This window comes from Blastomonas sp. AAP53, from assembly GCF_000331245.1.
In the GTDB taxonomy this organism is placed as follows: Bacteria; Pseudomonadota; Alphaproteobacteria; order Sphingomonadales; family Sphingomonadaceae; genus Blastomonas.
In genome coordinates, this window is record NZ_ANFZ01000006.1 from 195,160 (window position 1) to 216,986 (window position 21,827).

Annotated in this window: 23 protein-coding genes; 10 read left to right on the plus strand and 13 right to left on the minus strand. The window is 64.9% G+C overall.

All coding sequences use genetic code 11. The features are described 5' to 3' along the window. Position 1: 1 nt before the first annotated feature. Entirely contained in the window at positions 2-811 is an 810-nt protein-coding gene (locus D618_RS0103855) for a division plane positioning ATPase MipZ (protein WP_026091258.1), read from the minus strand. 122 nt (positions 812-933) lie between these two features. Between D618_RS0103855 and panC the strand changes: the two genes are divergently transcribed. Next, positions 934-1,779: a pantoate--beta-alanine ligase gene (gene panC, locus D618_RS0103860; RefSeq protein WP_026091259.1), complete on the plus strand. Its 846-nt coding sequence runs from the start codon at positions 934-936 to the stop codon at positions 1,777-1,779. A 106-nt stretch (positions 1,780-1,885) separates the two neighbouring features. Continuing rightward, a complete protein-coding gene (locus D618_RS0103865) occupies positions 1,886-2,182 on the plus strand; it encodes a sel1 repeat family protein (RefSeq protein WP_017670177.1) in 297 nt (98 codons plus the stop codon). 4 nt (positions 2,183-2,186) lie between these two features. Here D618_RS0103865 and D618_RS0103870 read toward each other — a convergent pair whose 3' ends face one another. From D618_RS0103870 to D618_RS0103895, 6 genes are all read right to left on the minus strand, one after another. Next, positions 2,187-4,235: a S9 family peptidase gene (locus tag D618_RS0103870; RefSeq protein ID WP_017670178.1), complete on the minus strand. Its 2,049-nt coding sequence runs from the start codon at positions 4,233-4,235 to the stop codon at positions 2,187-2,189. Positions 4,236-4,312: 77 nt separating this feature from the next. Beyond that, a complete protein-coding gene (locus D618_RS0103875) occupies positions 4,313-5,461 on the minus strand; it encodes a GNAT family N-acetyltransferase (RefSeq protein WP_017670179.1) in 1,149 nt (382 codons plus the stop codon). Further along, a complete protein-coding gene (locus D618_RS0103880) occupies positions 5,458-6,258 on the minus strand; it encodes a glycerophosphodiester phosphodiesterase family protein (protein WP_040370207.1) in 801 nt (266 codons plus the stop codon). Before D618_RS0103880 ends, D618_RS0103875 begins: the two co-directional genes overlap by 4 nt. Then, entirely contained in the window at positions 6,230-6,697 is a 468-nt protein-coding gene (locus D618_RS0103885) for a RidA family protein (RefSeq protein ID WP_017670181.1), read from the minus strand. Before D618_RS0103885 ends, D618_RS0103880 begins: the two co-directional genes overlap by 29 nt. 29 nt (positions 6,698-6,726) lie before the next feature. Continuing rightward, positions 6,727-7,398 (minus strand): hypothetical protein, encoded by a 672-nt coding sequence (locus D618_RS0103890; protein WP_017670182.1) that lies wholly within the window; start codon positions 7,396-7,398, stop codon positions 6,727-6,729. A gap of 16 nt (positions 7,399-7,414) precedes the next feature. Next, the gene (locus tag D618_RS0103895; protein WP_238550584.1) at positions 7,415-7,675 is read right to left on the minus strand and encodes a DUF3572 family protein; all 261 of its coding nucleotides are present in this window, start codon (positions 7,673-7,675) and stop codon (positions 7,415-7,417) included. Between the two features lie 106 nt (positions 7,676-7,781). Between D618_RS0103895 and D618_RS0103900 the strand changes: the two genes are divergently transcribed. Then, positions 7,782-8,144, plus strand: coding sequence for a response regulator (locus tag D618_RS0103900; RefSeq protein WP_026091261.1), 363 nt, complete (start codon positions 7,782-7,784; stop codon positions 8,142-8,144). Positions 8,145-8,173: 29 nt separating this feature from the next. Here the strand turns inward: D618_RS0103900 and D618_RS0103905 are convergent, their stop codons facing one another. Both D618_RS0103905 and D618_RS0103910 read right to left on the minus strand, forming a co-directional pair. Continuing rightward, positions 8,174-9,421, minus strand: coding sequence for an acetyl-CoA C-acetyltransferase (locus tag D618_RS0103905; protein WP_017670185.1), 1,248 nt, complete (start codon positions 9,419-9,421; stop codon positions 8,174-8,176). 67 nt (positions 9,422-9,488) lie between these two features. Further along, positions 9,489-11,354: an ABC-F family ATP-binding cassette domain-containing protein gene (locus D618_RS0103910; RefSeq protein ID WP_017670186.1), complete on the minus strand. Its 1,866-nt coding sequence runs from the start codon at positions 11,352-11,354 to the stop codon at positions 9,489-9,491. 260 nt (positions 11,355-11,614) lie between these two features. Between D618_RS0103910 and D618_RS0103915 the strand changes: the two genes are divergently transcribed. The 5 genes from D618_RS0103915 (at position 11,615) to D618_RS0103935 (ending at position 16,271) form a co-directional block, all read left to right on the plus strand. Continuing rightward, positions 11,615-12,238, plus strand: coding sequence for an EF-hand domain-containing protein (locus D618_RS0103915; protein WP_017670187.1), 624 nt, complete (start codon positions 11,615-11,617; stop codon positions 12,236-12,238). A gap of 99 nt (positions 12,239-12,337) precedes the next feature. After that, the gene (locus D618_RS0103920) at positions 12,338-13,072 is read left to right on the plus strand and encodes a response regulator (protein ID WP_017670188.1); all 735 of its coding nucleotides are present in this window, start codon (positions 12,338-12,340) and stop codon (positions 13,070-13,072) included. Continuing rightward, positions 13,069-14,475, plus strand: a complete 1,407-nt coding sequence (locus D618_RS0103925; protein ID WP_017670189.1) for a HAMP domain-containing sensor histidine kinase — start codon at positions 13,069-13,071, stop codon at positions 14,473-14,475. The genes D618_RS0103920 and D618_RS0103925 overlap by 4 nt, the downstream gene beginning before the upstream one ends. 226 nt (positions 14,476-14,701) lie before the next feature. Continuing rightward, the gene (gene hemB / locus D618_RS0103930) at positions 14,702-15,715 is read left to right on the plus strand and encodes a porphobilinogen synthase (protein WP_017670190.1); all 1,014 of its coding nucleotides are present in this window, start codon (positions 14,702-14,704) and stop codon (positions 15,713-15,715) included. Positions 15,716-15,719: 4 nt separating this feature from the next. Further along, on the plus strand, positions 15,720-16,271 hold the full coding sequence (locus D618_RS0103935) for a gamma carbonic anhydrase family protein (RefSeq protein ID WP_017670191.1): 552 nt from the start codon (positions 15,720-15,722) through the stop codon (positions 16,269-16,271). Positions 16,272-16,325: 54 nt separating this feature from the next. Here D618_RS0103935 and D618_RS0103940 read toward each other — a convergent pair whose 3' ends face one another. Further along, positions 16,326-16,580: a hypothetical protein gene (locus tag D618_RS0103940; RefSeq protein ID WP_152414520.1), complete on the minus strand. Its 255-nt coding sequence runs from the start codon at positions 16,578-16,580 to the stop codon at positions 16,326-16,328. A gap of 172 nt (positions 16,581-16,752) precedes the next feature. Here D618_RS0103940 and D618_RS18910 point away from each other — a divergent pair, with 172 nt between their 5' ends. Beyond that, the gene (locus tag D618_RS18910; RefSeq protein WP_081590422.1) at positions 16,753-16,980 is read left to right on the plus strand and encodes a DMT family protein; all 228 of its coding nucleotides are present in this window, start codon (positions 16,753-16,755) and stop codon (positions 16,978-16,980) included. Positions 16,981-17,026: 46 nt separating this feature from the next. Beyond that, complete coding sequence (locus D618_RS0103955) at positions 17,027-17,557, plus strand: thermonuclease family protein (protein WP_238550585.1); 531 nt, start codon at positions 17,027-17,029, stop codon at positions 17,555-17,557. 10 nt (positions 17,558-17,567) lie between these two features. On the opposite strand, the gene D618_RS0103960 is transcribed toward D618_RS0103955, so the two are convergent. The 3 genes from D618_RS0103960 to D618_RS0103970 form a co-directional block, all read right to left on the minus strand. After that, complete coding sequence (locus tag D618_RS0103960) at positions 17,568-18,551, minus strand: aspartyl protease family protein (protein WP_017670196.1); 984 nt, start codon at positions 18,549-18,551, stop codon at positions 17,568-17,570. A gap of 80 nt (positions 18,552-18,631) precedes the next feature. Next, positions 18,632-21,040, minus strand: a complete 2,409-nt coding sequence (locus tag D618_RS0103965) for a ligase-associated DNA damage response DEXH box helicase (protein WP_017670197.1) — start codon at positions 21,038-21,040, stop codon at positions 18,632-18,634. 53 nt (positions 21,041-21,093) lie between these two features. Further along, positions 21,094-21,774, minus strand: a complete 681-nt coding sequence (locus tag D618_RS0103970) for an NnrU family protein (protein WP_017670198.1) — start codon at positions 21,772-21,774, stop codon at positions 21,094-21,096. Positions 21,775-21,827 lie beyond the last annotated feature (53 nt).

Below are 21,827 nucleotides of genomic sequence, written 5' to 3' on the forward strand. Positions count from 1 at the left end.
TTCAGATCAGCTGCGGCTGGCGTTCGCTGGCGCGGCTGCCGACGCCCGGCAGGTTCAGCGCGGAGACCATCTCGCGCAGTTCCTGCCGCGCGATGATGTGGCTGGTGCCCAGGTCCGCCAGATGGCCCTTGTCGAGCAGGGTGAGGCCCGACGGGAACAGCTCGCGATAGACCACGCGCTCCGACAGACCTTGCACATAGCGGAAGCCGACGCGCTTGGAGAGTTCGGCCAGCGCCGCATCAAGCCTGCGCTTGTTGCGGGCATCGGTCTGCTGGGTGCGGTTGCGCAGCACCACCCAGTCGATCTCGACGCCATCGGTCTTGGCGCGCGCCTTGCGCGCCTCCCAGATCAGCTCGGCATAGAAGCTCAGGCGGCGGACCTTGAAGTTCTCAGGGTCCACCTGGCCGATCAGGTCGAAGTCGACGAAGCTGTCGTTGAGCGGAGTGACGAGCGTATCGGCGCGGGTGGCGACGAAGCGGGCGAACTTGTCGTCGCGGCCCGGCGTATCGTACACCACAAAGTCGCAGTCGGCGCTCATCTTGGTGACGAGCTGCTCCAGCCGCGCCTGATTGTCGTCCTGAAACACCTCGAACTTGGGCGTGGGCAGGGAGATGTTGCGCCGCTGCAGCGTGGCGACGCGGTTTTCGAGATACCGGTGCAGCGTGCGCTGGCGCGGATCGAGATCGATCGCAGCGACGCGGAAACCGAGATACGACAAGGCGACCGCGACATGGACCGCGCTGGTCGATTTGCCGGTGCCGCCCTTTTCGTTGGCAAACACGATATGGTGCGGGGACGCCTTGCGCGTCATCATATCCATGGTTTTCAGCCCCTTCCAGCAGGACGACGAATGTGCCAGTGCTGCCTAGTGAATCATGTGCGGGCACGACCCGTACCCTATAGCGGCAGTTCCCTATCGGAGGCTTTACCAAGGTGCAAATCATACGTCGGGTCGACAGGTTGCGGACGGCAGTTTCGCTTCTGCGGAGACAGGGGGGGCAGGTTGCGCTGGTCCCGACCATGGGCGCGCTGCATGCAGGGCATATGCAGCTGGTGAAGGAGGCGCGGCAGCGCGCCGACCATGTCATCGCCTCGATCTTCGTCAACCCCAAGCAGTTCGGCGTCAACGAGGATCTGGACGCCTATCCCCGGCAGGAAGAGGCCGATGCCGCGATGCTGAGCGAGGCGGGCGTCGCGATCCTGTGGGCGCCCGATGTCGATCAGGTCTACCCCTCGGGCTTTTCTACCAACGTCAGCGTGGCGGGGGTCAGCGATGGCCTGTGCGGGGCTGCCCGGCCGGGGCATTTCGATGGCGTCGCCACCGTTGTCGCCAAGCTGTTCAACCAGGTCCAGCCGGATATGGCGCTGTTTGGCGAGAAAGATTACCAGCAGCTTGCCGTCATCCGGGCGATGGCACGCGATCTCAACTTCGGGCTCGACATCATCGGCGTGCCCACGGTACGCGATGCCGATGGCCTCGCCCTGTCATCACGCAACGCCTATCTGACGCCCGAAGAGCGCGCCGCCGCTGCCATGCTGCCGCGCGCGATGCAGGCGGGGATCGCGGTGATCGAGGCTGGCGGCGCGGTTCGCGATGCGACAGACGGCATCGAACAGGCGCTGCTTGCGGCCGGTTTTGCCTCGATCGACTATGTCACGCTCGCCGATGCGGCAACGCTTGCCCCCCTCGACAGGGCAGACAGACCGGCCAGATTGCTGGTCGCCGCACGCCTGGGCACGACCCGATTGATCGATAATATGCCGGTAAACCCATCCTGAATGTAATGTTCTGGCATGGGAACTGCAGTATTAACGGTTTTTTTACCACACTTGCACACTGTCTGCCCGTCGGGTCCCCCCGACCATGCATAGAGGAGCATGTGAGATGGCAAACAGTCTGAAGTCAGCAACGTTTCTGATCGAAAGTAAACTCGCCGCCGCGGCGCGTGGAGATATCAACGCCTATTTCGATCTGGGGGTGGCATTCTCCACCGGTGGGCACGGCGTGACCGTCGACCTTATCGAGGCGCACAAGTGGTTCAACCTTGCCGCCGTGAAGGGGCATGAGGAAAGCCAATTGTGCCGGGCGGAAATATCCGAGGAGATGACCGCACGCCAGATCGCCGAAGCCCAGCGCGAAGCCCGTGCCTGGCTCCAGCAGATCGCTACACGCGCCGCCTGAAGGCTCACCGCGCTGCCTTGCGATAGCGTTCGAACCACGCAAGAATTGCCGAGGCCTTGGCCGCGCTTTGCGACGGCCTTGCCGCGATGCCGCCATGGCTGGCGCCCGGCACCTTGACGAGCGCGGTCGGCACGCCGACGAGCTTGAGCGCGGTGTAATATTGTTCTGACTCGCTCACCGGGGTGCGATAATCCTCGCTGCCGACGACAACCAGCGTCGGCGTCTTCACATTGGCGACCAGCGACAGCGGCGAACGGGCCCAATAGCTCGCCTGATCTTCCCATGGCAGCTTGCCGAACCAGTATTTCGCAAAGAATGCAGGGCCATCGGCGGTCAGCGCCTGGCTGGTCCAGTTGATCACCGGCTTTTGCGTTGCCGCCGCGCGGAAGCGCGTCGTCTTGCCGACGATCCAGCTGGTCAGCACTCCGCCGCCCGATCCGCCGGTGACGAACAGCTGGTCGGGATCGGCCACGCCATCGGCAATGGCCTTGTCGACGATCGAGATCAGGTCGTCATAGTCGTTGCCGGGATAGGCATGATGGATGAGGTTGGCGAATTCCGCGCCATAGCTGGTCGATCCGCGCGGATTGACCGAGACGACCGCATATCCCGCCGCTGCGTACAGCTGGTTGTCGGTCGAGAAATGCGGCCCGTAGGCGGAGAAAGGTCCGCCATGAATTTCCAGCACCAGCGGAACGCGCGTACCGGGCACATGGTCGGGCGGCAGAGTCAGCCAGGCTTCGATCTCGCGTCCGTCAAAGGTCGAGGCCGTGGTGATCTTGCGTACTTCGCCCAGTCGCTTGGCCGCCATCAGCGTGCTGTTGAGCCGGGTCAGCGCCCGGGTCTTGCCACCGCTCGCCAGCATCACATCGGCGGGCCTTGTCGCGCTTCCGCCCGAATAGGCGACCGCCCCGGTCTTGGCGACGCTGAACGATCCGCCCGAATAGGGGCGGTCGAACGAGGGGCCGGAAAGTCCTCGAACGATTTCGCGCACCGATCCGTCAAGGCCGATGCGGGCGACCAGCGTTTCGCCATGGTCATCATATTGCGCCATCAGCGCCTGACCGTCGGGAGCCCAGGCGATGCTGTCGATGCTGCGGTCGAGCGCAGGCGCGATCGCGCGCTTGCCGGACCCATCGCGGTTCATCACATAGGCCTGCGTATTGTGGTAGCCGAGCAGCTTGTCGTCAAAGCCTAGATAGGCGATCCGGCTGCCATCGGGGGAGACGACGGGCGAGGCGTCTGGGCCGTCGCGGTCGGTCAGCGCCGTGATTGTGCCGCTTGCCACTTCAAGGGCGTAGATTTCCGCGTCCTGGGGGTCGTTCTCCCAATCAGGCGAGCGGTTGCCGGCGAAATACAGCGTCTTGCCGTCCTTGCTCCAGGTGAGGCCGCCGCCATCGTGATAGGGACCGAAGCTCAGCTGGCGCGGTGCGCCACCAGTCGCAGGCACGACGAAGATCTTGTCGAAGCCGGGCTTGAGATAGCCTGCACCATCGGCGCGGTACGACAGCAGGTCATAGGTTTCCAGCGGTGCTGCCCATTGCGCGCCCTCGGGCTTTTCGGGGGCCTTGCCCAGCTTCAACCCTTCGGCGGGCACGAACATCGCATAGGCCAGCTGCGTGCCATCGGGTGACCAGGCGATGTTGCCCGGGCTTTCAGGCAGCCCGGTGATGCGCACCGACTGGCCGGTGCCGACCCAGCGGACATAAAGCTGCGGCGCGCCGCCTTCCGCGGTCGAGACATAGGCGAGGCGCTTGCCATCGGCCGACCAGCGCGGCTGGCTGTGACTGCCAGGCCCGGCGGCCAGCGGGGTCATCTCGCCGCTGGCGCTGTCCACCAGCCAGATCGACGAGATCGCCTTGTCGGCCATGATGTCATTGGCGCGGCGGACAAAGGCGATCCGGCTGCCGTCAGGCGAAATCTGTGGATCGGCGGCAACCTCCAGCGCGAACAGGTCCTGGCCGGTCAGGCGGCTATCGGGCGCATCCTGCGCGAAAAGGGCAGTGGGGCTGACAAAGGCGAGCAGCAGGGCAGCAAGACGGGTCGCGCGCATGGGTCTGGCTTTCTGTAGGAAGAACAAGGGCTTGGAGATAAGGATCGAGGCGATCGTGCGCCCCGACGCCCCGTTCGTCAAGCCTGTCTATCGCCGCGTCGGAAGGGCAGCATGTCGGTCAGCATCTCGCGGTCGGCGGCAACGGCGGCACGTTCGCGCATCAGAAAATCGCCCACTGCCCGCCGAAATCCGGGGTCGGGAATGTAATGGGCCGACCATGTGAGCTCAGGTGCATAGCCGCGCGCCATCTTGTGCCCGCCCTGCGCGCCTGCTTCCACCCGGGTGAGCCCGCGTGCCAGCGCTGCATCGATCGCCTGATAGTAGCACAGCTCGAAGTGCAGGAACGGCTTGTCGACGGTGCACCCCCAATAGCGTCCATACATCGTGTCGCTGCCGATGAAGTTCAGCGCGCCCGCAATCGGCTGGCCTTCGTAGAGCGCCAGGATCAGCAGGATGCGGTCCGCCATCGTCTGCCCCATCAGGCTGAACGCCTCGCGGGTGAGATACGGCTGACCCCATTTGCGCGCGCCGGTATCCTGATAGAAGACCCAGAACGCGTCCCAGTGATCCTCGGTGATCATGTCGCCGGTGAGGTGGACGATCTCGACGCCCTCCTGCGCCCTCGCGCGCTCCTTGCGCAGGTCCTTGCGCTTGCGCGAGGTGAGCGACCCCAGAAAGCCCTCGAAATCGCCGTAGTTCTCGTCATGCCAGTGGAACTGCGTATCGGATCGCAGCAGCCAGCCAGCCTGTTCGAACAGCGGCAATTGCGCTGGATCGATAAAGGTGGCGTGGACCGATGACAGGTTGTTCTGCTCGGCCAGGTTTTGTGCGGCCGTGAGGATCGGCAGCGACCAGACCGGATTATTGAGCAGAATGCGCGGGCCGCTGGCAGGCGTGAACGGAACCGAAATCTGCAGCTTGGGATAGTAACTGCCGCCGGCGTTCTCCCAGGCATGTGCCCAGCTGTGGTCGAATACATATTCGCCCTGGCTGTGGCTCTTGAGATACGCAGGTAGTGCGGCGACCAGCGCGCCATCCTCTGCCTTGATGGTGATCGGGGCAGGCGTCCAGCCGGTGCCGCGCCCGACCGAACCGGAGGCTTCGAGCAGGCTGAGAAAGGCATGGGAAACAAAGGGGTTATCCGGCCCGGCCAGCGCGTCCCACTGGGCCGCATCGAGCGCAGCGATCGAGCGGCCCACCTCGGCGGTGATCGCTCCTTCGCTCATGCGGCGGGCGCACTTTCCATGCCAGCGTCACGCTCGAAGATCGGCGCGTCGGCATGTTCGGCCGCAATCGCGTGCTGGTCGGCGGTGCGCACCGTCCAGGTCAGGACCGGAATCCCGCGTGCCCGCTGGCTCGCTGCAAAATTGCTGGGAAGGTCGCGGATGTCATAGGCCAGGAAATCAGGCTTGGCGTTCCACAGATCGCGATGGCGTTGCAGGTTGCCCTTCCAGCCGCGATCATCCTCCTCGGTGATCACCAGGCCACGCGTGATATGCTTGGCCTGGCGGCGGAACCAGCCGCAGACGGCCGGGTCGAAGCTCATCACCGCAGCCTTGCCGCCATAGCCTTCGAGCGCGCGGCGCACCGCCAGGCACAAAGGCGCGACATGGCCGGTTTCGGTCTTGATCTCGATCAGGATCGGCGCGCGCCCGCGCACCACACCCAGGACCGCGCCCAGCTCTGCGATTGCGCCGTTCTGGCCCATCAGGCGGACCTGGGTCAGTTCCGCCGCTGTCCTGCTCGCGACGCGGCCCTGCGCCAGCGTCAGGCGGCTGAGCGAGAAATCGTGGAATACGACCGCGCGATTGTCGGCGCTGCGCTGGACATCGCACTCGATGCCGTGGCCTGCCGCGATCGCTGCGGTGAACGCAGGCAGGCCGTTTTCCAGAACAGGCCCGTCCCACATGCCGTCGTGAAGCCCGCGATGGGCGTACGGCTGCTCACCCAGCCAGCTGATGCGGCGCAGTTCTGGCGGCGGCGCCAGCCAGCGATCAAGCAGGCCGAATGGCGACAATGGCATCGATTTCTACCGCTGCGCCCAATGGCAGCACAGGTACGCCCACCGCGCTGCGCGCATGCTGGCCTGCAGGTCCGAACACCTGGACCATCAGGTCCGATGCGCCGTTGGCGATCTTGGGCTGGGCGGTGAACTCGGGGGTGCTGGCGATGAACGCGCCCAGCTTCACGATCCGCTCAACCCGGTCGAGCGAGCCCAGCGCCGCCTTCATCTGCGCGATCAGCATGATGCCGCAGGCGCGCGCGGCAGCTTCGCCCTCTTCGAGCGAGACATTTTCGCCGAGGCGGCCTGTGACGACCTTGCCATCAACAAACGGAAGCTGGCCCGAAATGAAGAGCATGCCGCCGGCCTCAACTGCGGCGACATAGGATGCCACGGGGGCCGCGGGCTGGGGCAGCTCCACTCCGATTTCGGCCAGTTTCTGTTCGATCGTGTCAGTCATGTCATGTCTTTCCTGCAATGGAACGGAGTTCAGGCGGCAGCCTGAACCGCTGGGGCAGGGGCCCCCAGTGTGAAGCGCTCGAGCACCCACGCCAATGCCTCGTCCCAGCGGTCGATGCGCGCATGGGCATGGCCTGCGGTGGCAGCGCAGGCGATGTGCGGGGCGAGGCCCTCTTCGCCGACCATATGCAAACGCCACACTTCGGGCACATGCTCCGATGCGGATTCATGGTGCTGCGGCAGGTCATCAACAAAGATGGCGACGCTGGGATTGTGTTCGTCGACGATCCGGCGCAGCGGCTCGCCCTTGGGGCCCTGGTTGCAGACCACGCGGTGATGGATGCCGAACCGGGCAAGCTGTTCGCTGCGCGCTGCCTGACGGTCATCCATCAGATTGGTGAGCACGACGATATCGGCATGTTCGCCGATCGCCTTCAGCGCTTCGATGGCGCCGGGGATCGGCATCTGGCGGTGCATTTCAGTATCGAAGAATGCGCCCAGCAGCGGCCAGATATCGCCAGGCTTGATCGCCTCGCGCGTTTTACGGTCGATCAGCGCCTTGGCGAAATCCCCGCCGGAAAAATCGAAATCGATGTCATGGATCTCGCCCAGCCACTCGCGGAACGGGGCAACCATGTACAACAGCACCTCGTCGCAATCGGTAATCAGCAAGGGACGGGCAGAGGTGGTGGGCGTGTTCATGTATTCTCCATCGGCGTCAGCACTGGCGTTCCAGTTCGATGCGGGCATTGACCAGCCGGGCAGGGCTGATGCCCACCGCTGCAGCGGCCGCCACCAGATCCGTTTCGTTGCCTTCCAGGTATCGGATGAATTCCGCCAGGATACCGGGGTTTTCGGCGCCGTTGCGCAGGTCGTCAGCCGTCATTCCGGTCAGGGCCAGCAGCCGTGATGCCCGCTCCGTATCGCTCAGAAGCCATCCCAGAGCCAGCAGCGCCAGGGTGGCTGAATCGTCTGTCACGTGCCTGTCCGTCCTGATTGTGTCGCCCACGGCTTTCGCCTACATCCGCATCCCTGAAGGTCAATCGCCGGAGCCTTCCGGCCCAGCAAATTGGATAAGCGGTTCAGTGGCAAAAAGAGTGATGGTTGTCGAGGATAACGACCTTAATCGCAAACTTTTCTGCGATCTGCTCACCGCGCACGGTTTTGCCGTCGAAGGGCTGGCCGACGGGCGCGAGGTGATGGAGCGCGCGCGGCAGTTCGTGCCCGGGCTGATCATCATGGATATCCAGCTGCCGCATGTCAGCGGGCTGGAGCTGATCGAGGCGATCAAGGGCGACCGCGACCTGCGCCTCATCCCGATCATGGCGGTCACCGCTTATGCGGGCAAGGGCGACGAGGACCGCATCCGTGCGGCAGGCGCAGAAGGCTATGTGTCGAAGCCGGTGTCGATCGGCCCGTTCATGGCGGCGGTGAACGCGCTGGTCTGACAGCGCGCCCACCGTTCCACGATTGATTATCAGATACGTTCGATGATGATCGCAGGGGCCATGCCGCCGGCTGCACACATCGTGATCAGGCCATAGCGGCCACCCGAACGCTCCAGCTCGTCGAGCGCGGTCCCGATCAGCATCGATCCGGTAGCCCCAATCGGATGGCCCAGCGCCATCGCGCCGCCGTTGATGTTCACCTTCTCGCGGTCGAGATCGAGATCGCGGATGAACTTTTCCGCCACCACCGAAAACGCCTCGTTGATTTCCCAGACGTCGATATCGTCCTTGGTGAGGCCTGCCCGCTCGAGCGCCTTCTTCGCGGCGGGGACGGGGGCGTTGAGCATCAGCGTCGGGTCATCGCCCATGTTGACATAGGTGACGATGCGCGCGCGGGGCTTCAGGCCGTTCTTGTCGGCATAGTCCTTCGAGGTGATGAGCACGGCGGCCGCGCCATCGACCACGCCCGAGCTGTTGCCTGCGTGGTGCATGTGCTCGATCTTCAGATCGGGATAGCGCCGGTTGATCTGCTTGCGGAAGGTCGTGCCGCCGATTTCGAAGTCTGCCATCCCGGCAAAAGCGGGCTTGAGCGCGGCGAGGCTTTCCGCCGTGGTGTCGGGGCGGGGAAATTCTTCCTTGTCCAGCGCTACGCTGCCATCGGGATTGTGCACCGGGACCACCGACTTGTCGAAACGGCCTTCGGCAATCGCACGGGCAGCGCGCTGCTGGCTGACCAGGGCGAGCGCATCCAGGGCTTCGCGCGAAATGCCTTCCATCGATGCGATGGCATCGCCGCACACGCCCTGATGCGACTGGGGGTGCAGCTCGTCGAGCGCGGGGTTGTGCGATCCCATCAGTGGAGGCGGCATGCCGGCATTGGCTTCGGCTGCGCCCACGGTCTGGGTGTAGCTCATCATCTCGGTGCCGCCCGCAATCACGCAATCTTCCATGCCGGACATCACCGCTGCGGTCGCGAGGTTCACCGAGGTGATGCCACCGCCACAGAACCGGTCGAGCGTCATGCCGCTGGCCTTGACGTCATAACTCGCAGCGAGCGCTGCCATGCGACCCAGATCGCCGCCCTGCTTGCCCTTCTGCGTCGAGGTCGACCAGATCACATCGTCGACGGTTGCGGTATCCAGGCCGTTACGGTCCTTGATCGCCTTGAGCACGGTGGCGGCGAGATCCTGCGGGTGAAGGTGCGACAATGCGCCCTTGCCGGGTTTGCCGACACCGCGCGGGGTGCGGACAGCATCGATGATATAGGCGTCGGCCATTCAGGTATCCTCTCGGTTATTGCCATTTAACCGATCAGTTAAACCATCGCCGCAGCGCCGACAAGCGTCAATTGAGCGCTTCGAGCTTCTCGTTGCATTCCAGCCAGGCGGCTTCGGCTGCGGCGAGCTGATCGCCCAGCGTGGCGCGGCGACGTGCCAGTTCGCTCATCGTCAGCTTGGTGAGCTCGGGCTTGGCCGACGAGGGGTCGAACATCGCGCGGTCGATGTCGGAGCACTGCGCCTGCAGTTCGGCCACGAGCTTTTCTGCGGTCTTGACCTTGTTCTCGATCTTCCGGACCTGGTCGCGGTGGAAGGCGTCGGCCTTCTTGTCCTTCTTCGACATCTTGGGCTTGGCCTCGCCCTTGGGCTGGTTGATGCCCAGGATGAAGTCCATGTAGTCGCGCATGCTGCCGTTATATTCGGTCGCGGTCCCGGCATCGACCAGCACCAGCCGGTCGGCGGTCAGCTCGACCATGTGGCGATCATGGCTGATCAGGATCACCGCGCCGGTATAGGCATTGAGCGCCTGCACCAAAGCCTCGCGCGCATCGACGTCGAGGTGGTTGGTCGGTTCGTCGAGGATCAGCAGGTGCGGCGCATCGCGGGTGATGAGCGCCAGTGCGAGCCTGGCGCGTTCACCGCCTGACAATGTGCCGACCTGCGAGATCGCACGATTGCCCGAGAAGCCGAACCGGCCCAGCTGCGCGCGCACGGCAGCTGGCGTGCGGCCCTTCATCGCGCGGGTCATCTGTTCGAGCGGGGTGCTGTCGCTCTCCAGCTCTTCCACCTGATACTGGGTGAAATAGCCGATCTGCATCTTGCCGGCGGTGTTCATGTCGCCTTCCTGCGGAGGCAGTTGCGCGGCGAGCAGGCGGGCGAGCGTGGTTTTGCCGTTGCCGTTGCGGCCCAGCAGCGCCAGCCGGTCATCGGGATCGATGCGCAGGTTGAGGCGGCGCAGGATCGGGTTGTTCTCGGCATAGCCGACCGCCGCCAGATCGAGCGTGATCAGCGGCGGGCGCAGCTCGGACGGATTGGGGAAGTCGAAGCTCAGGCTCGGGTCTTCCATCAGCGCCGTGATCGGCTGCATTTTGGCGAGCATCTTGGCGCGTGACTGCGCCTGTTTGGCGGTCGAGGCACGGGCGCTGTTGCGCGCGACATAGTCCTGCAGCTTGGCGCGCTGCGCATCCTGCGAGGCCTTGGCGGCGGCGAGCTGCGCTGCGCGTTCGGCGCGCTGGCGCTCGAAGCTGTCATAGCCGCCCGGATACAGCGTCACCTTGCCGCCCTGCAGGTGCAGGATATGGTCGACGACGTTGTTGAGCAGGTCGCGCTCGTGGCTGATGACGATCAGCGTGGCGGGATAGGCCTTGAGGAAGTTCTCCAGCCACAAGGTTGCTTCCAGGTCGAGGTGGTTCGACGGTTCGTCGAGCAGCAGCACGTCGGGCTGCGAGAACAGCAGCGCGCCCAAAGCGACGCGCATTTTCCAGCCGCCCGAAAAGCTGTCGAGCGGGCGGTTCTGCATCTCGTCATCGAAGCCGAGGCCGGTGAGGATGATCGCCGCGCGCGAAGGCGCGCTATAGGCATCGATCGTCAACAGGCGTTCGTGCAGATCGCCCAGCCGGTCGGGATCGGTGCAGGTTTCCGCCTCTTCGAGCAGGCTCGTGCGCTCTGCGTCGGCAGCGAGCACGGTATCGAGCGGGGTCATCGCGCCGTGCGGCGCTTCCTGCGCGATATAGCCCAGCTTTGCGAGCTTTGGCATGTCGATCTCGCCGTCATCGGGCTCGAGTTCGCCGATCATCACCTTCATCAGCGTGGATTTGCCCGCGCCGTTGCGGCCGATCAGCCCAATGCGGCTGCCCGGCGGAATGGAGGCGGTGGCGCCGTCCAGGATCGTGCGGCCGCCCAGACGGACCGTGATGTTGTTCATCGAAAGCATGGGGGCCGCCTATCAGGACACAGCGCATTCGCCAAGCGTGTATGCTGCAACGCAGCGCAATGTCGGTGCGACCTTGCGCGAATGTGAACGAAGGGTCAGATCTGATACACTTTGCGACACTTTTGCGCTTTATCCGGCAAAGCTGTGCGACATTGCGCCTCTAGAACGGTTCTCAAGGAAGTCGTCCCGGTCTCACCCCCCCCTTTGCACCGGCCGGGGCGGCTTCCTCCCTTATGGAATTGATTTAGAAGGAACACCCCATGAAGAAGACCCTTATTGCAGGCGCCGCGCTTGCCGCGATGCTCACTGGCAGCATGGCTATTGCTCAACCGGCTCCGGGCAAGATGCGCGGCCCCGATGCCAACCAGGATGGCGTTATCACTGAAGCCGAGGTCCGCGCCCAGGCGCGCACGATGTTCGAGCGCATGGATTTCAACAAGGACGGCAAGATCGACAAGGCCGACCGTGAAGCCCGTCAGGCCGAACGCTTCAAGATGCTCGACACCGATGGCAGCGGCGAAGTGAGCCTTGCTGAAATGACGGCTGCCCGCGAAGCGCGTGAAGCCAAGCGTGCCCAGCGCATGGAGATGCGCGCCGAAGCCGGCAAGGGTGAGCCCGGTGCTCGCGGTGGCGGCAAGTGGCGCGGCGGCCCCGGCATGGGCAAGCGTGGTGGCCATGGTGGCGGCATGCGCGGTGGCATGATGCGCCTGGACACCAACAAGGATGGCGCGATCACGCTCGCCGAGTTCGAAGCCGGTGCGCTGGAGCGCTTCAAGCGGCAGGACACCAACAACGACGGTCAGGTGACCAAGGCCGAGCGTGACGCGGGGCGCGAAGCGATGAAGCAGCGCTGGCAGGAAAAGCGTGCCGCCCCCAAGGGCTGATCGCCGACCTGATGACCATCTTCCGGCTCCGATGCAGGTTCCCCGCTGCACCGGGGCCGGTTGCCTTTGCCGCCGCCGCGCGGCACATGCGGAACCACAATGACTGAAGCGCCCCACATCCTGCTGATCGATGACGAACCTAGCCTGCGCGAACCGCTGGCCGAGTATCTCGTCGGGCAGGGCTTTGCCGTGACCGAGGCGGGCGATGCGGCTCGGGCGCGCAGCCTGATGCGCGACCAGCGCTTTTCGATCCTGCTGCTCGACATCATGATGCCCGGCGAGGACGGCCTCAGCCTGTGCCGCCATGTCGCGGCGCAATCGGAAATCCCGGTCATCCTGCTCACCGCCAAGGGTGAGGCGATGGACCGCATCATTGGGCTGGAGATCGGCGCGGACGATTATGTCGTCAAGCCGTTCGACCCGCGCGAGCTGGTGGCGCGGATCAAGACCGTGCTGCGCCGCGCCGCGCGCTCGCCCCAGGCGCTTGAGGACGAGGTCCAGGGCTTCGAGTTCGATGGCTGGCGGCTCGATACCGTCAAGCGCCGACTGATCGACCCGGATGGAGCCCTGGTTCCGATCTCGACCGCCGAGTTCAAGCTGCTTCTGGTGTTCTGCGAACACGCGGGCCATGTGCTCAATCGCGATCAGCTGCTCGATCTGGCGCATGGCCGCGAGGCGCATCTTTTCGACCGCGCCATCGACAATCAGATCAGTCGCCTGCGCAAGAAGGTGGAGGCGGACAACCGGACCCCACGGCTGATCAAGACCGTGTGGGGCGGCGGCTATACGCTCGCTGCCAAGGTGCGCCGTCTGGCGAGCACTGACACGCCATGACCCTGCTCCAGCGGCTGTGGCCGTCCAGCCTTGCCGGTCGCCTGCTGCTGACCATCGCGCTTGCCTTGCTGGTCGGGCAATTGCTGAACGCTGCGCTGATGGTGCGCGCCCAGCGCGAGCAGGCGATGGACCGGGTTGCGGCAGAGGCAGCTGTGCGGCTGATCGCGGCCACCGACCGGCTGGAGCAGGGCCGCCCCTTGCGCGAGCGCAATTTCGGACGAATGGGACGTGCACCCGGCTTCAGGTTCCGGCGCACCGACCTTGCACCCGGTAGCCCGGTGACGCCGGACATGCGGCCCATTCCTGAATTGGTCGCGCGACTGAACGAGATCCTCCCAACCTATGGCGTTCCATACCGCAAGATCGAGGCGGTGGCCGTGAAGGCCCCGCCGCGCGCCCGCCGTGTGGAGCGGCTGGCGGCGCAGATCGGCGGGCGCAGCGATAACCAGGTCCGCGAGCTGGCGCTGATCGCGCTGCAGCGATCCGACGGACAATGGCTCAGCGTCCGCGTGCCGGTGGCGGAGGCTTCCGGGCGCATCGTCGCCACCATCATCGCGCAGACGGTATTGCTGTATCTGGTGATGCTGGTACCTCTGGTCTGGCTGACGCGGCGCATCGCGCGATCGATGGGCGCGCTGCGCGATGGCGTGGCGCAGTTCGAACAGACCCAGCAGGCGCAGCCGATCGAACCTTCCGGCCCCAGCGACCTTGTCGATCTCACCCGTTCGTTCAACGCGATGAGCGCGCGGATTTCCGCGATGCTCAACGAGAAGGACGTGATGCTGGGCGCGATCGGGCATGATCTCAAGACCCCGCTGGCGGCGCTGCGCGTACGCGTGGAATCGGTGCCCGACGAACGCCAGCGTAGCCGCATGGTTGCCAGCATCGACGATATCACCCGTACGCTCGACGACATTCTGTCGCTGGCGCGCATCGGGCGCACGGGCGAGGTGGCAGAGCCGGTCAACCTGGTCGCCTTGGTCGAGATGATCGCCGACGAGTATCGCGATCTGGGCCAGGATGTCGAACTGGCCGATTGCGAACGGATCGTCGCTCCGCTGCAGTTCACCTGGATCCGCCGCGCGTTGCGCAACGTCATCGGCAACGCGGTGCGCTATGGCGCGCGGGCGCGGATCAGCATCGCTCGGCAGAACCGGGCGGTGGCCATCACCATCGATGATGATGGCCCCGGCATCGCCGATGATCAGATCGAACGGATGTTTGAACCGTTTACCCGGCTGGAGGCCTCGCGCAACATGGCGACCGGCGGTACCGGCCTGGGCCTTACGCTCGCCCGCGCGATCGCGCACCAGCATGGCGGGGCGCTGACACTGGCGAACCGGCGCGCTGCGGATGGTACTGTCGAGGGCCTGCGTGCGGTGCTGACGCTGCCGGTGGGGTAGCGCGTACACCCAGCTGTGTTGTGAACGTCCCTCGATTTCGCTCGGGATAGGCGGGCTGGGGAGTGATCGGCTTCAGACACGGCTCATATGTTTGTCGCTGCTGATCCGCTGAAACCCCGTCCCGTGTTCCCGAGCGAAGTCGAGGGACGTTGTGCAACTCAGGAGAGATTTGGGCGGAGCCGCAACACACCTTCCCCTTCCCGCAACCAGCCGCTAATGCTCTTGCATGACGCACAATTCTGCCCCGTCCGCCTATCCCGCCACCCGGCTTCGCCGCACCCGCGCCACCGCGTGGAGCCGCAGCATGGTGCGCGAGACCAGCCTTTCGCCGGCCAACCTGATCTGGCCGCTGTTCGTCACCGAAGGAGAGGGGGTTGAAGAGCCGATCGCATCGTTGCCCGGCGTGTCGCGCTGGTCGGTGGACCTGATCGTCGAGCGCGCGCGCGAGGCGGTGGCGCATGGCATTGCCTGCGTGGCGCTGTTTCCCAATACCCAGGCCGACCGCCGCAGCCAGAACGGCGAAGAGGCGCTCAACCCCGACAATCTGATGTGCCGCGCGATCCGCGCGATCAAGGCAGCGCTGGGCGACAGCATCGGCGTGCTGACCGATGTCGCGCTCGATCCGTACACCGCGCACGGCCAGGACGGGCTGGTCGATGACGAAGGCTATGTGCTGAACGATGCGACCGTCGCGGTGCTGGTCGGCCAGTCGCTCAACCAGGCAGCCGCCGGCGCGGACATCATTGCGCCATCGGACATGATGGACGGCCGCATCGGCGCGATCCGCGCGGCGCTGGAAGCGCACGGCCACCACAATGTCCAGATCATGAGCTATGCCGCGAAATACGCGAGCGCCTTCTACGGCCCGTTCCGCGACGCAGTGGGTTCGTCAGGGCTGCTCAAGGGCAATAAGAAGGGCTATCAGATGGACCCGGCCAATGCCGAAGAGGCGTTGCGGGAGGTGGCGATGGACATCGCCGAGGGAGCTGACAGCGTGATGGTGAAGCCCGGAATGCCCTATCTGGATATCGCCGCCAAGGTGAAGCAGGCGTTCGGGCTGCCGACCTACGCGTACATGGTGTCGGGCGAATATGCGATGATCGAGGCGATGGCCGCGGCAGGCGCAGGAGATCGCGACGCGGTGGTGCTGGAAAGCCTGCTCGCCTTCCGCCGGGCAGGGTGCAGCGGCATCCTCACCTATCACGCGCTGCACGCGGCCAAGCTGCTGGCGAAGGGTTGAAGCCATGGACGACGTTTCGATCATCAGCCTGCACGGCAAGACCCCGCGCATCCACGACAGCGCCTTCATCGCGCCGGGTTGCCGCATCATCGGTGATGTCGAGATCGGCCCCGATGCGAGCATCTGGTACAATTGCGTGATCCGCGCCGACGTCAACCGCATCGTCATCGGCGCGCGAACCAATGTGCAGGACGGCACCGTCATCCATTGCGACAGCCCGCGCCCCGGCCAGCCCGAGGGCTTTCCCACGCTGATCGGCGAGGACGTGCTGATCGGCCATATGGCGATGGTCCACGGCTGCATTCTGGAAGACCGTGCGTTCGTCGGCCTGGGCGCGATCGTGATGGACGGTTGCCGCATTGGCGGCGATGCCATGCTGGCGGCAGGCGCGATGCTGACGCCCGGCAAGTCGATGCCCTCAGGGCAGCTGTGGGGCGGGCGTCCGGCGCAATACATGCGCGATCTGCCCGAACCGGCGATCATGGGCATGCGCATCGGCGTTGCGCATTATGTCGAGAACGCCAAGGCGCACAAGGCCGCGATCGGCAGCGACTGAGCACGGGCCAATCCAGGCGAGGCTGGCGTTACCCGTGGTCGCGGCAGGCCGCACTCACCGCTTGATATAGTCGCGCGGCGGCACGAAGCGTTCGCCGCGCGCCCGCGCCATCATCGCCTCGTCGGCAATCGCGGTCTTGCGCTCTACCGCTGCAATGCGAGCCTTGCGCCGCGCCATCATGCCGCTTTCCTCGCCAATCGCCGTCGCCATCTTCCGAATTTCCTCACCGCGCGTGCCGATGATCAGCGCCATGAAGACCGATGCGAGCGAGATCGACAGGAATGAAATGAACAGATCGTCCGGTGACATACTGACCCCCCATGTTCTGGTGTTGAACAAGATGTGGGTGTTCCTGGTTAAGCCGCTCTTGGCACCAAAGGTTAAGCAGGCGTTGACGACAGATTTATCTTCTCTTTACCTCCTGAATGCGCGCGCCGTCCCCTAACAAACGCACATCACCCCCATTGCCGGAATGAATCCCATGCCCAGCCAGATCGCCCCCACCGTGCTGCTGCTCGCGATATCGAACATCTTCATGACGACGGCCTGGTACTGGCACCTCAAGGGCGGCCCGGAGGCCGCTGCGGCGCGCCCGGTGTTCTGGGTGATCGCGATGAGCTGGGGGCACAAGGCTGCGTTCGCCTGCATCATGGCAGGGGTGGGGTTTCTCTTCATCGGCAAATCAACGAGCCGTTCGTCGCAGCGGTAAGGTTTGTTTTACGAGTTCGGCACATCGTCGCGGCATGGCCAGATCCGTGCCCGCACATGCCCTTGCCCGCGCGCGCCGTCACGACAATTGGCGCCTGACGGGTCTTGCGATTGCGCTGGCTGCCCTCGTCGGCTGGAACCTGCCTGACTGGATCGGTCCGGATGCCAGCGCACCGACGGCTTTGTACGGTGTGATGACCTCTCGCACCGCTGCAGCATCGGGCGACAGCATCGCCACTCATTTCCCGATCTGTTCCAGCGGCTTGCGCTACACCTGTGTGATCGATGGCGACACGTTCTGGCTGCGTGGCCAGAAGATCCGGGTTGCCGATATCGACACGCCCGAAGTGTCGTCGCCGCGCTGCGCCGCCGAATTGCAGCTGGGCCGCCGGGCGACCGACCGCATGCAGCAATTGCTCAACGCCGGGCCTTTCGCGCTCGAACCTGCCGACCGCGCCGAAGACCGCTATGGCCGCAAGCTGTTTCGCGTGACGCGCGGCGGCGAAAGCCTGGGCAACGCACTGGTCGGCGAAGGGCTGGCGGTCTGGTACGGCAATGGTCGCCCCGATTGGTGCTGACCTATAAGGGTCAGATTCGCGCACGCCCGGGCTTGCGCGGGGCGTCCGATGGCATGTCGAACAGCACGCGGCGCTGCTTGAAATCGATCATCATCCGGTTGAACAGCCGCAGCGTGCTCATCCCCAGCAGCAGTGCCGGCGTCTTGTCGAGCCCCAGCTCGCGGAATGCCTCGGCATCGGCGAACACGACCGGGACATAGTCGAATTGCGCACGCCCTAAGCGGAAATCGCTGGCCAGCCCGGCATCCGCCAGGATCGTCTGACCGGTGACCGAAGTGAGGCTGGCCTGCTGCGTGTTGATCGCGCTTGATGTTCCCAGCCGCTTGAGCAGCGCCAGGTTGCCGATGTTCGATTCCGCGCCGGTATCGATGACCACGCTGACGCGCTTTCCGCCGATGGTGGCATCGGTGAAGATCAGCTGGCCCGACCGCCGCCGGGCGCTGACCACGATTTCAAAATCGCTGGTGCGCACGCGCTCGGTGACATCCTCGACCGTGATCGCGTTTTCCAGAAAGTCGAACAGGATGCGCTGGTCCTGCAGCCCATCCAGCCCCAGTATGCCGTCTGCACCGATGTGCTGCGGCTCGAGGATGGGCGCGACCAGCTCGCCATAATTGCGGCGGCCCAGTGTCACCTCTGGCAGGTAGACGGTCTGCACCATCTTGGTACCTGCAATGCTCACCAGCCGGGCGATCTCGGCCAGCTCCAGCGACAGGACGGACGCGATGTCGCGCGACACCACGGTGCGTTCCGACCCGGTATCGATCATGAAAGAAAACGGCCCGCGCCCGTCGATGCCGACCGGCACGGTCATCCGGTTGGCGCGATCGCGGTCGATGGTGATGGTTTCGGCATCCAGGCCGGGGCCATCGGCGGCGGTGATTTCGCCTAAGGTCGTTTTTGGGTAAAGCACCGCCTCCTGTGCCGAAGCGGATGGGGCAACCGCCAGTGCTGCCATCAGCGTGAACGCACCGGCCAGCGGGCGAAACAGCATTGTTCTGATCCTCTCACACGCCGAGCTTGAACCATGTTTGCGTGCACGGCCCATCTATCACACGGCCGGATGCGTGCCAATCAATCCGCGCGCATCGCGGTGGCGGCCAGGCTCTCGGCTTCTACGAGCAATGCGTCGTCGGTGGACCCTTGGGCCACGCTTTCGCGCCCGATCATTACCAGCACCGGCACCGCCAGCGGGCTGACCCGTTCCAGATCGATATGCAGCATGGTACCCGCCGCGCGGTCGAGCAGATCGCCCAGCCGCCCGACATCGGTCATCCGCGCGCGCGCATCGGCCCAGGCGGCCTCGAGCAGCACATGGTCGGGCTCGTACTTGCGCAGCACATCGTAGATCAGGTCGGTCGAGAAGGTGACCTGCCGCCCCGACTTCTTCTTGCCCGGATGCTGGCGCTCGACGAGCCCGCTGATCACCGCCACCTCGCGGAAGGCGCGCTTGAGCAGGTACGAATTCTGCACCCAGTCGGTGAACTCGTCGGCAAGGATATCGGCGGAAAACAGCGCGGCAGGGTCGGTCACCGGTTTGAGGCTCCACACCGCCAGCGCATAATCATTGGCCACGAAGCCCATCGGTTGCAGCCCGCGGCTCTCCATCCGCCGTGTCAGCAGCATGCCCAGCGACTGATGCGCGTTCCACCCTTCGAACGGATAACACACCATGTACTGCCGCCCGTGGTGCGGGAAGGTCTCGACCAGCAGCTGGTCGGGCTCGGGCATCGCCGAGCGATAGTCCTGCATCTCCAGCCATTCGCGCACGTCATCGGGAAAGCGCCCCCAGCCCGCGCGATCGGTGAGGAAGCTGCGCACGCGCGAGGACAGATGCGTGGTCAGCGGCATGCGCGCGCCGTTATAGCTGGGGATCTGCGTCGCCCTGGCCGAGGCCTTGACGACGAGGTCGAGGTCCTTGATCCGCTCGACCTCCAGCCCCATGCCTGCGAACACGAAGGTATCGCCGGGGGAGAGCTGGGCGGCGAAATCCTCTTCGACCCGGCCCAGCGACCGCCCGTTCTTGAAACGCACGTCGAGCATCGGCGTGTCGACGATGATTCCTGCGTTCAGGCGATATTGCGCAGCGAACTTGGGGTGCACCAGCCGCCATGTCCCATCGGGCAGGCGCAGCAGCCGCTTGAACTTGTCATAGGCCTTCAGCGAATAGCCGCCGTTCTCCACAAACCCCAGAACGCGCTGGAAGGCAGCGCGGTCGAGCGCGCTGTAGGGCAGGGCCGATTGCACCTCGGCCAGCATCGTATCTTCGTGGAACGGTCCCGCGCAAGCCGCGCCCAGGATGTGCTGCGCCAGCACGTCGAGCCCGCCAGGGCGAAAACTCTCGCCATCGCGCTGGCCCTCGGTCACCGCATCGAACGCGGCCTGCGCCTCGAGATACTCGAAACGGTTGCCGGGAACCAGGATCGCGCGGCTCGAGCAATCGAGCCGGTGGTTGGCGCGGCCGATGCGCTGCAACAGCCGCGACGATCCCTTGGGCGCGCCCATCTGGATCACGCAATCGACATTGCCCCAGTCGACGCCAAGGTCGAGGCTGGCGGTGGCAACCAGCGCGCGCAGCTCGCCCCGCGCCATCGCGCCTTCGACCTTGCGCCGCGCCTCGACCGAGAGCGATCCGTGGTGGATGCCGATCGGCAGATGCGCCTCATTGAGCTCCCACAGCTTCTGGAAGATGAACTCGGCGAGGAAGCGCGTGTTACAGAAGACGAGCGTGGTCTGGTTGCGGGTGATTTCCTCCAGAACCTGCGGCACCGCATAGTGGCCGCTATGGCCTGCCCAGGGCACGCGGTCGTCGGTGATCAGGATCGACAGGTCGGGCTCTGCGCCGGGCTCGCCCTCGACCAGCGCCACGGTGTCGATATCGCCATAAGGCGCCAGCCAGCCGCGATAGGCATCGGCATCGGCGACAGTGGCTGAAAGCGCCACGCGGCGCATCTGCGGCGCAATGCCCTGCAGCCGCGAGAGCGAGAGGCTGAGCAGATCGCCGCGCTTGGAGGCGGCAAAAGCGTGGACCTCGTCGATGATCACGGTCTTGAGCCCCGCGAACATCTCCGCGCTTTCGGGGTACGAGAGCAGCAGGCTCAGCGATTCCGGCGTGGTGAGCAATATGTGTGGCGGGCGGGCGCGCTGCCGCGCCTTGCGGTCGGAGGGCGTGTCGCCGCTGCGCGTTTCGATGGTGATGCCCAGGCCCATTTGCTGCACCGGGGTGAGCAGATTGCGCTGCACGTCGTGCGCCAGCGCCTTGAGCGGCGAGATATACAGCGTGTGCAGACCGTCATGGACGGTGCCATCGGCGAAATCTCTCAACGTCGGGAGGAAACCTGCGAGCGTCTTGCCTGCACCGGTCGAGGCAACGAGCAACGCGTGCCGTCCTGCATCCGCCTCAGCCAGCATCGCCATCTGGTGCTGCCGGGGCGACCAGCCGCGCTGCGCAAACCAGTCGGTGATGATTTGGGGCAGCGCCATGGGCAGGATATAGGGCGCAGCAGGGGTGAACTAAAGGGGCAGGGCCGAAGGCTTTACCACCAGCGGAAGATGCCGGCTGCGCCCACGCCCAGCGGCATGTGCGCCCATTGCGATGCCAGCCACACGATCGTCCCGCCGATCAGCGCCAGCCAGCCGGGAAAGGCCAGACCGCGACCAAAGGGCAGAAAGCTCGTGCGCGCCTGCCAGTGCAGCCAGGCATCGCCCATGATGACGAACTTCTTGCCATCCTGCAGCTTCGCCCCGACCAGCGCCAGGATTATGATCGCGCCGCACAGGATCAGGGTATCAAGCCGTGGCGCGACCAGCATATGCGCAATGCCCCACAGCGCGAAGCTCCACATCATCGGGTGCCGCGTGATGCGGAACACACCCGCTGGCTCCTTCACCGCGATCTTCTTGGCGGCGGCTTCAGGCACGGGCAGGGCGGGGTTGCCGATCAGCGAGCCTGCAAACAGGATCGATGCAATCAGCATTAGCACGGTGCTGATCATCCAGATGCCATCGCCCGGTGGCCAAAGCGGCGCTGTTACCGGCGCGCGCTTGAAACCTTCGACCATGAGGAACAGCGTGGCGAACGACACCACGGTGTAGGCGACCTGGAAACCCTTGTCTCCCAGCCTTGCAACCATGGGCGCGCGCAGGGGGTGCGACATCGCAAAATGGCTGCCAACAAAGCCGATGGCCCCCGCCATCAGCATGGCATAGCCCTGCATAGCCGCTCTCCCCCATGCACCGCGCGCCCCAGCGACGAGCGGTCTCGTCAGAC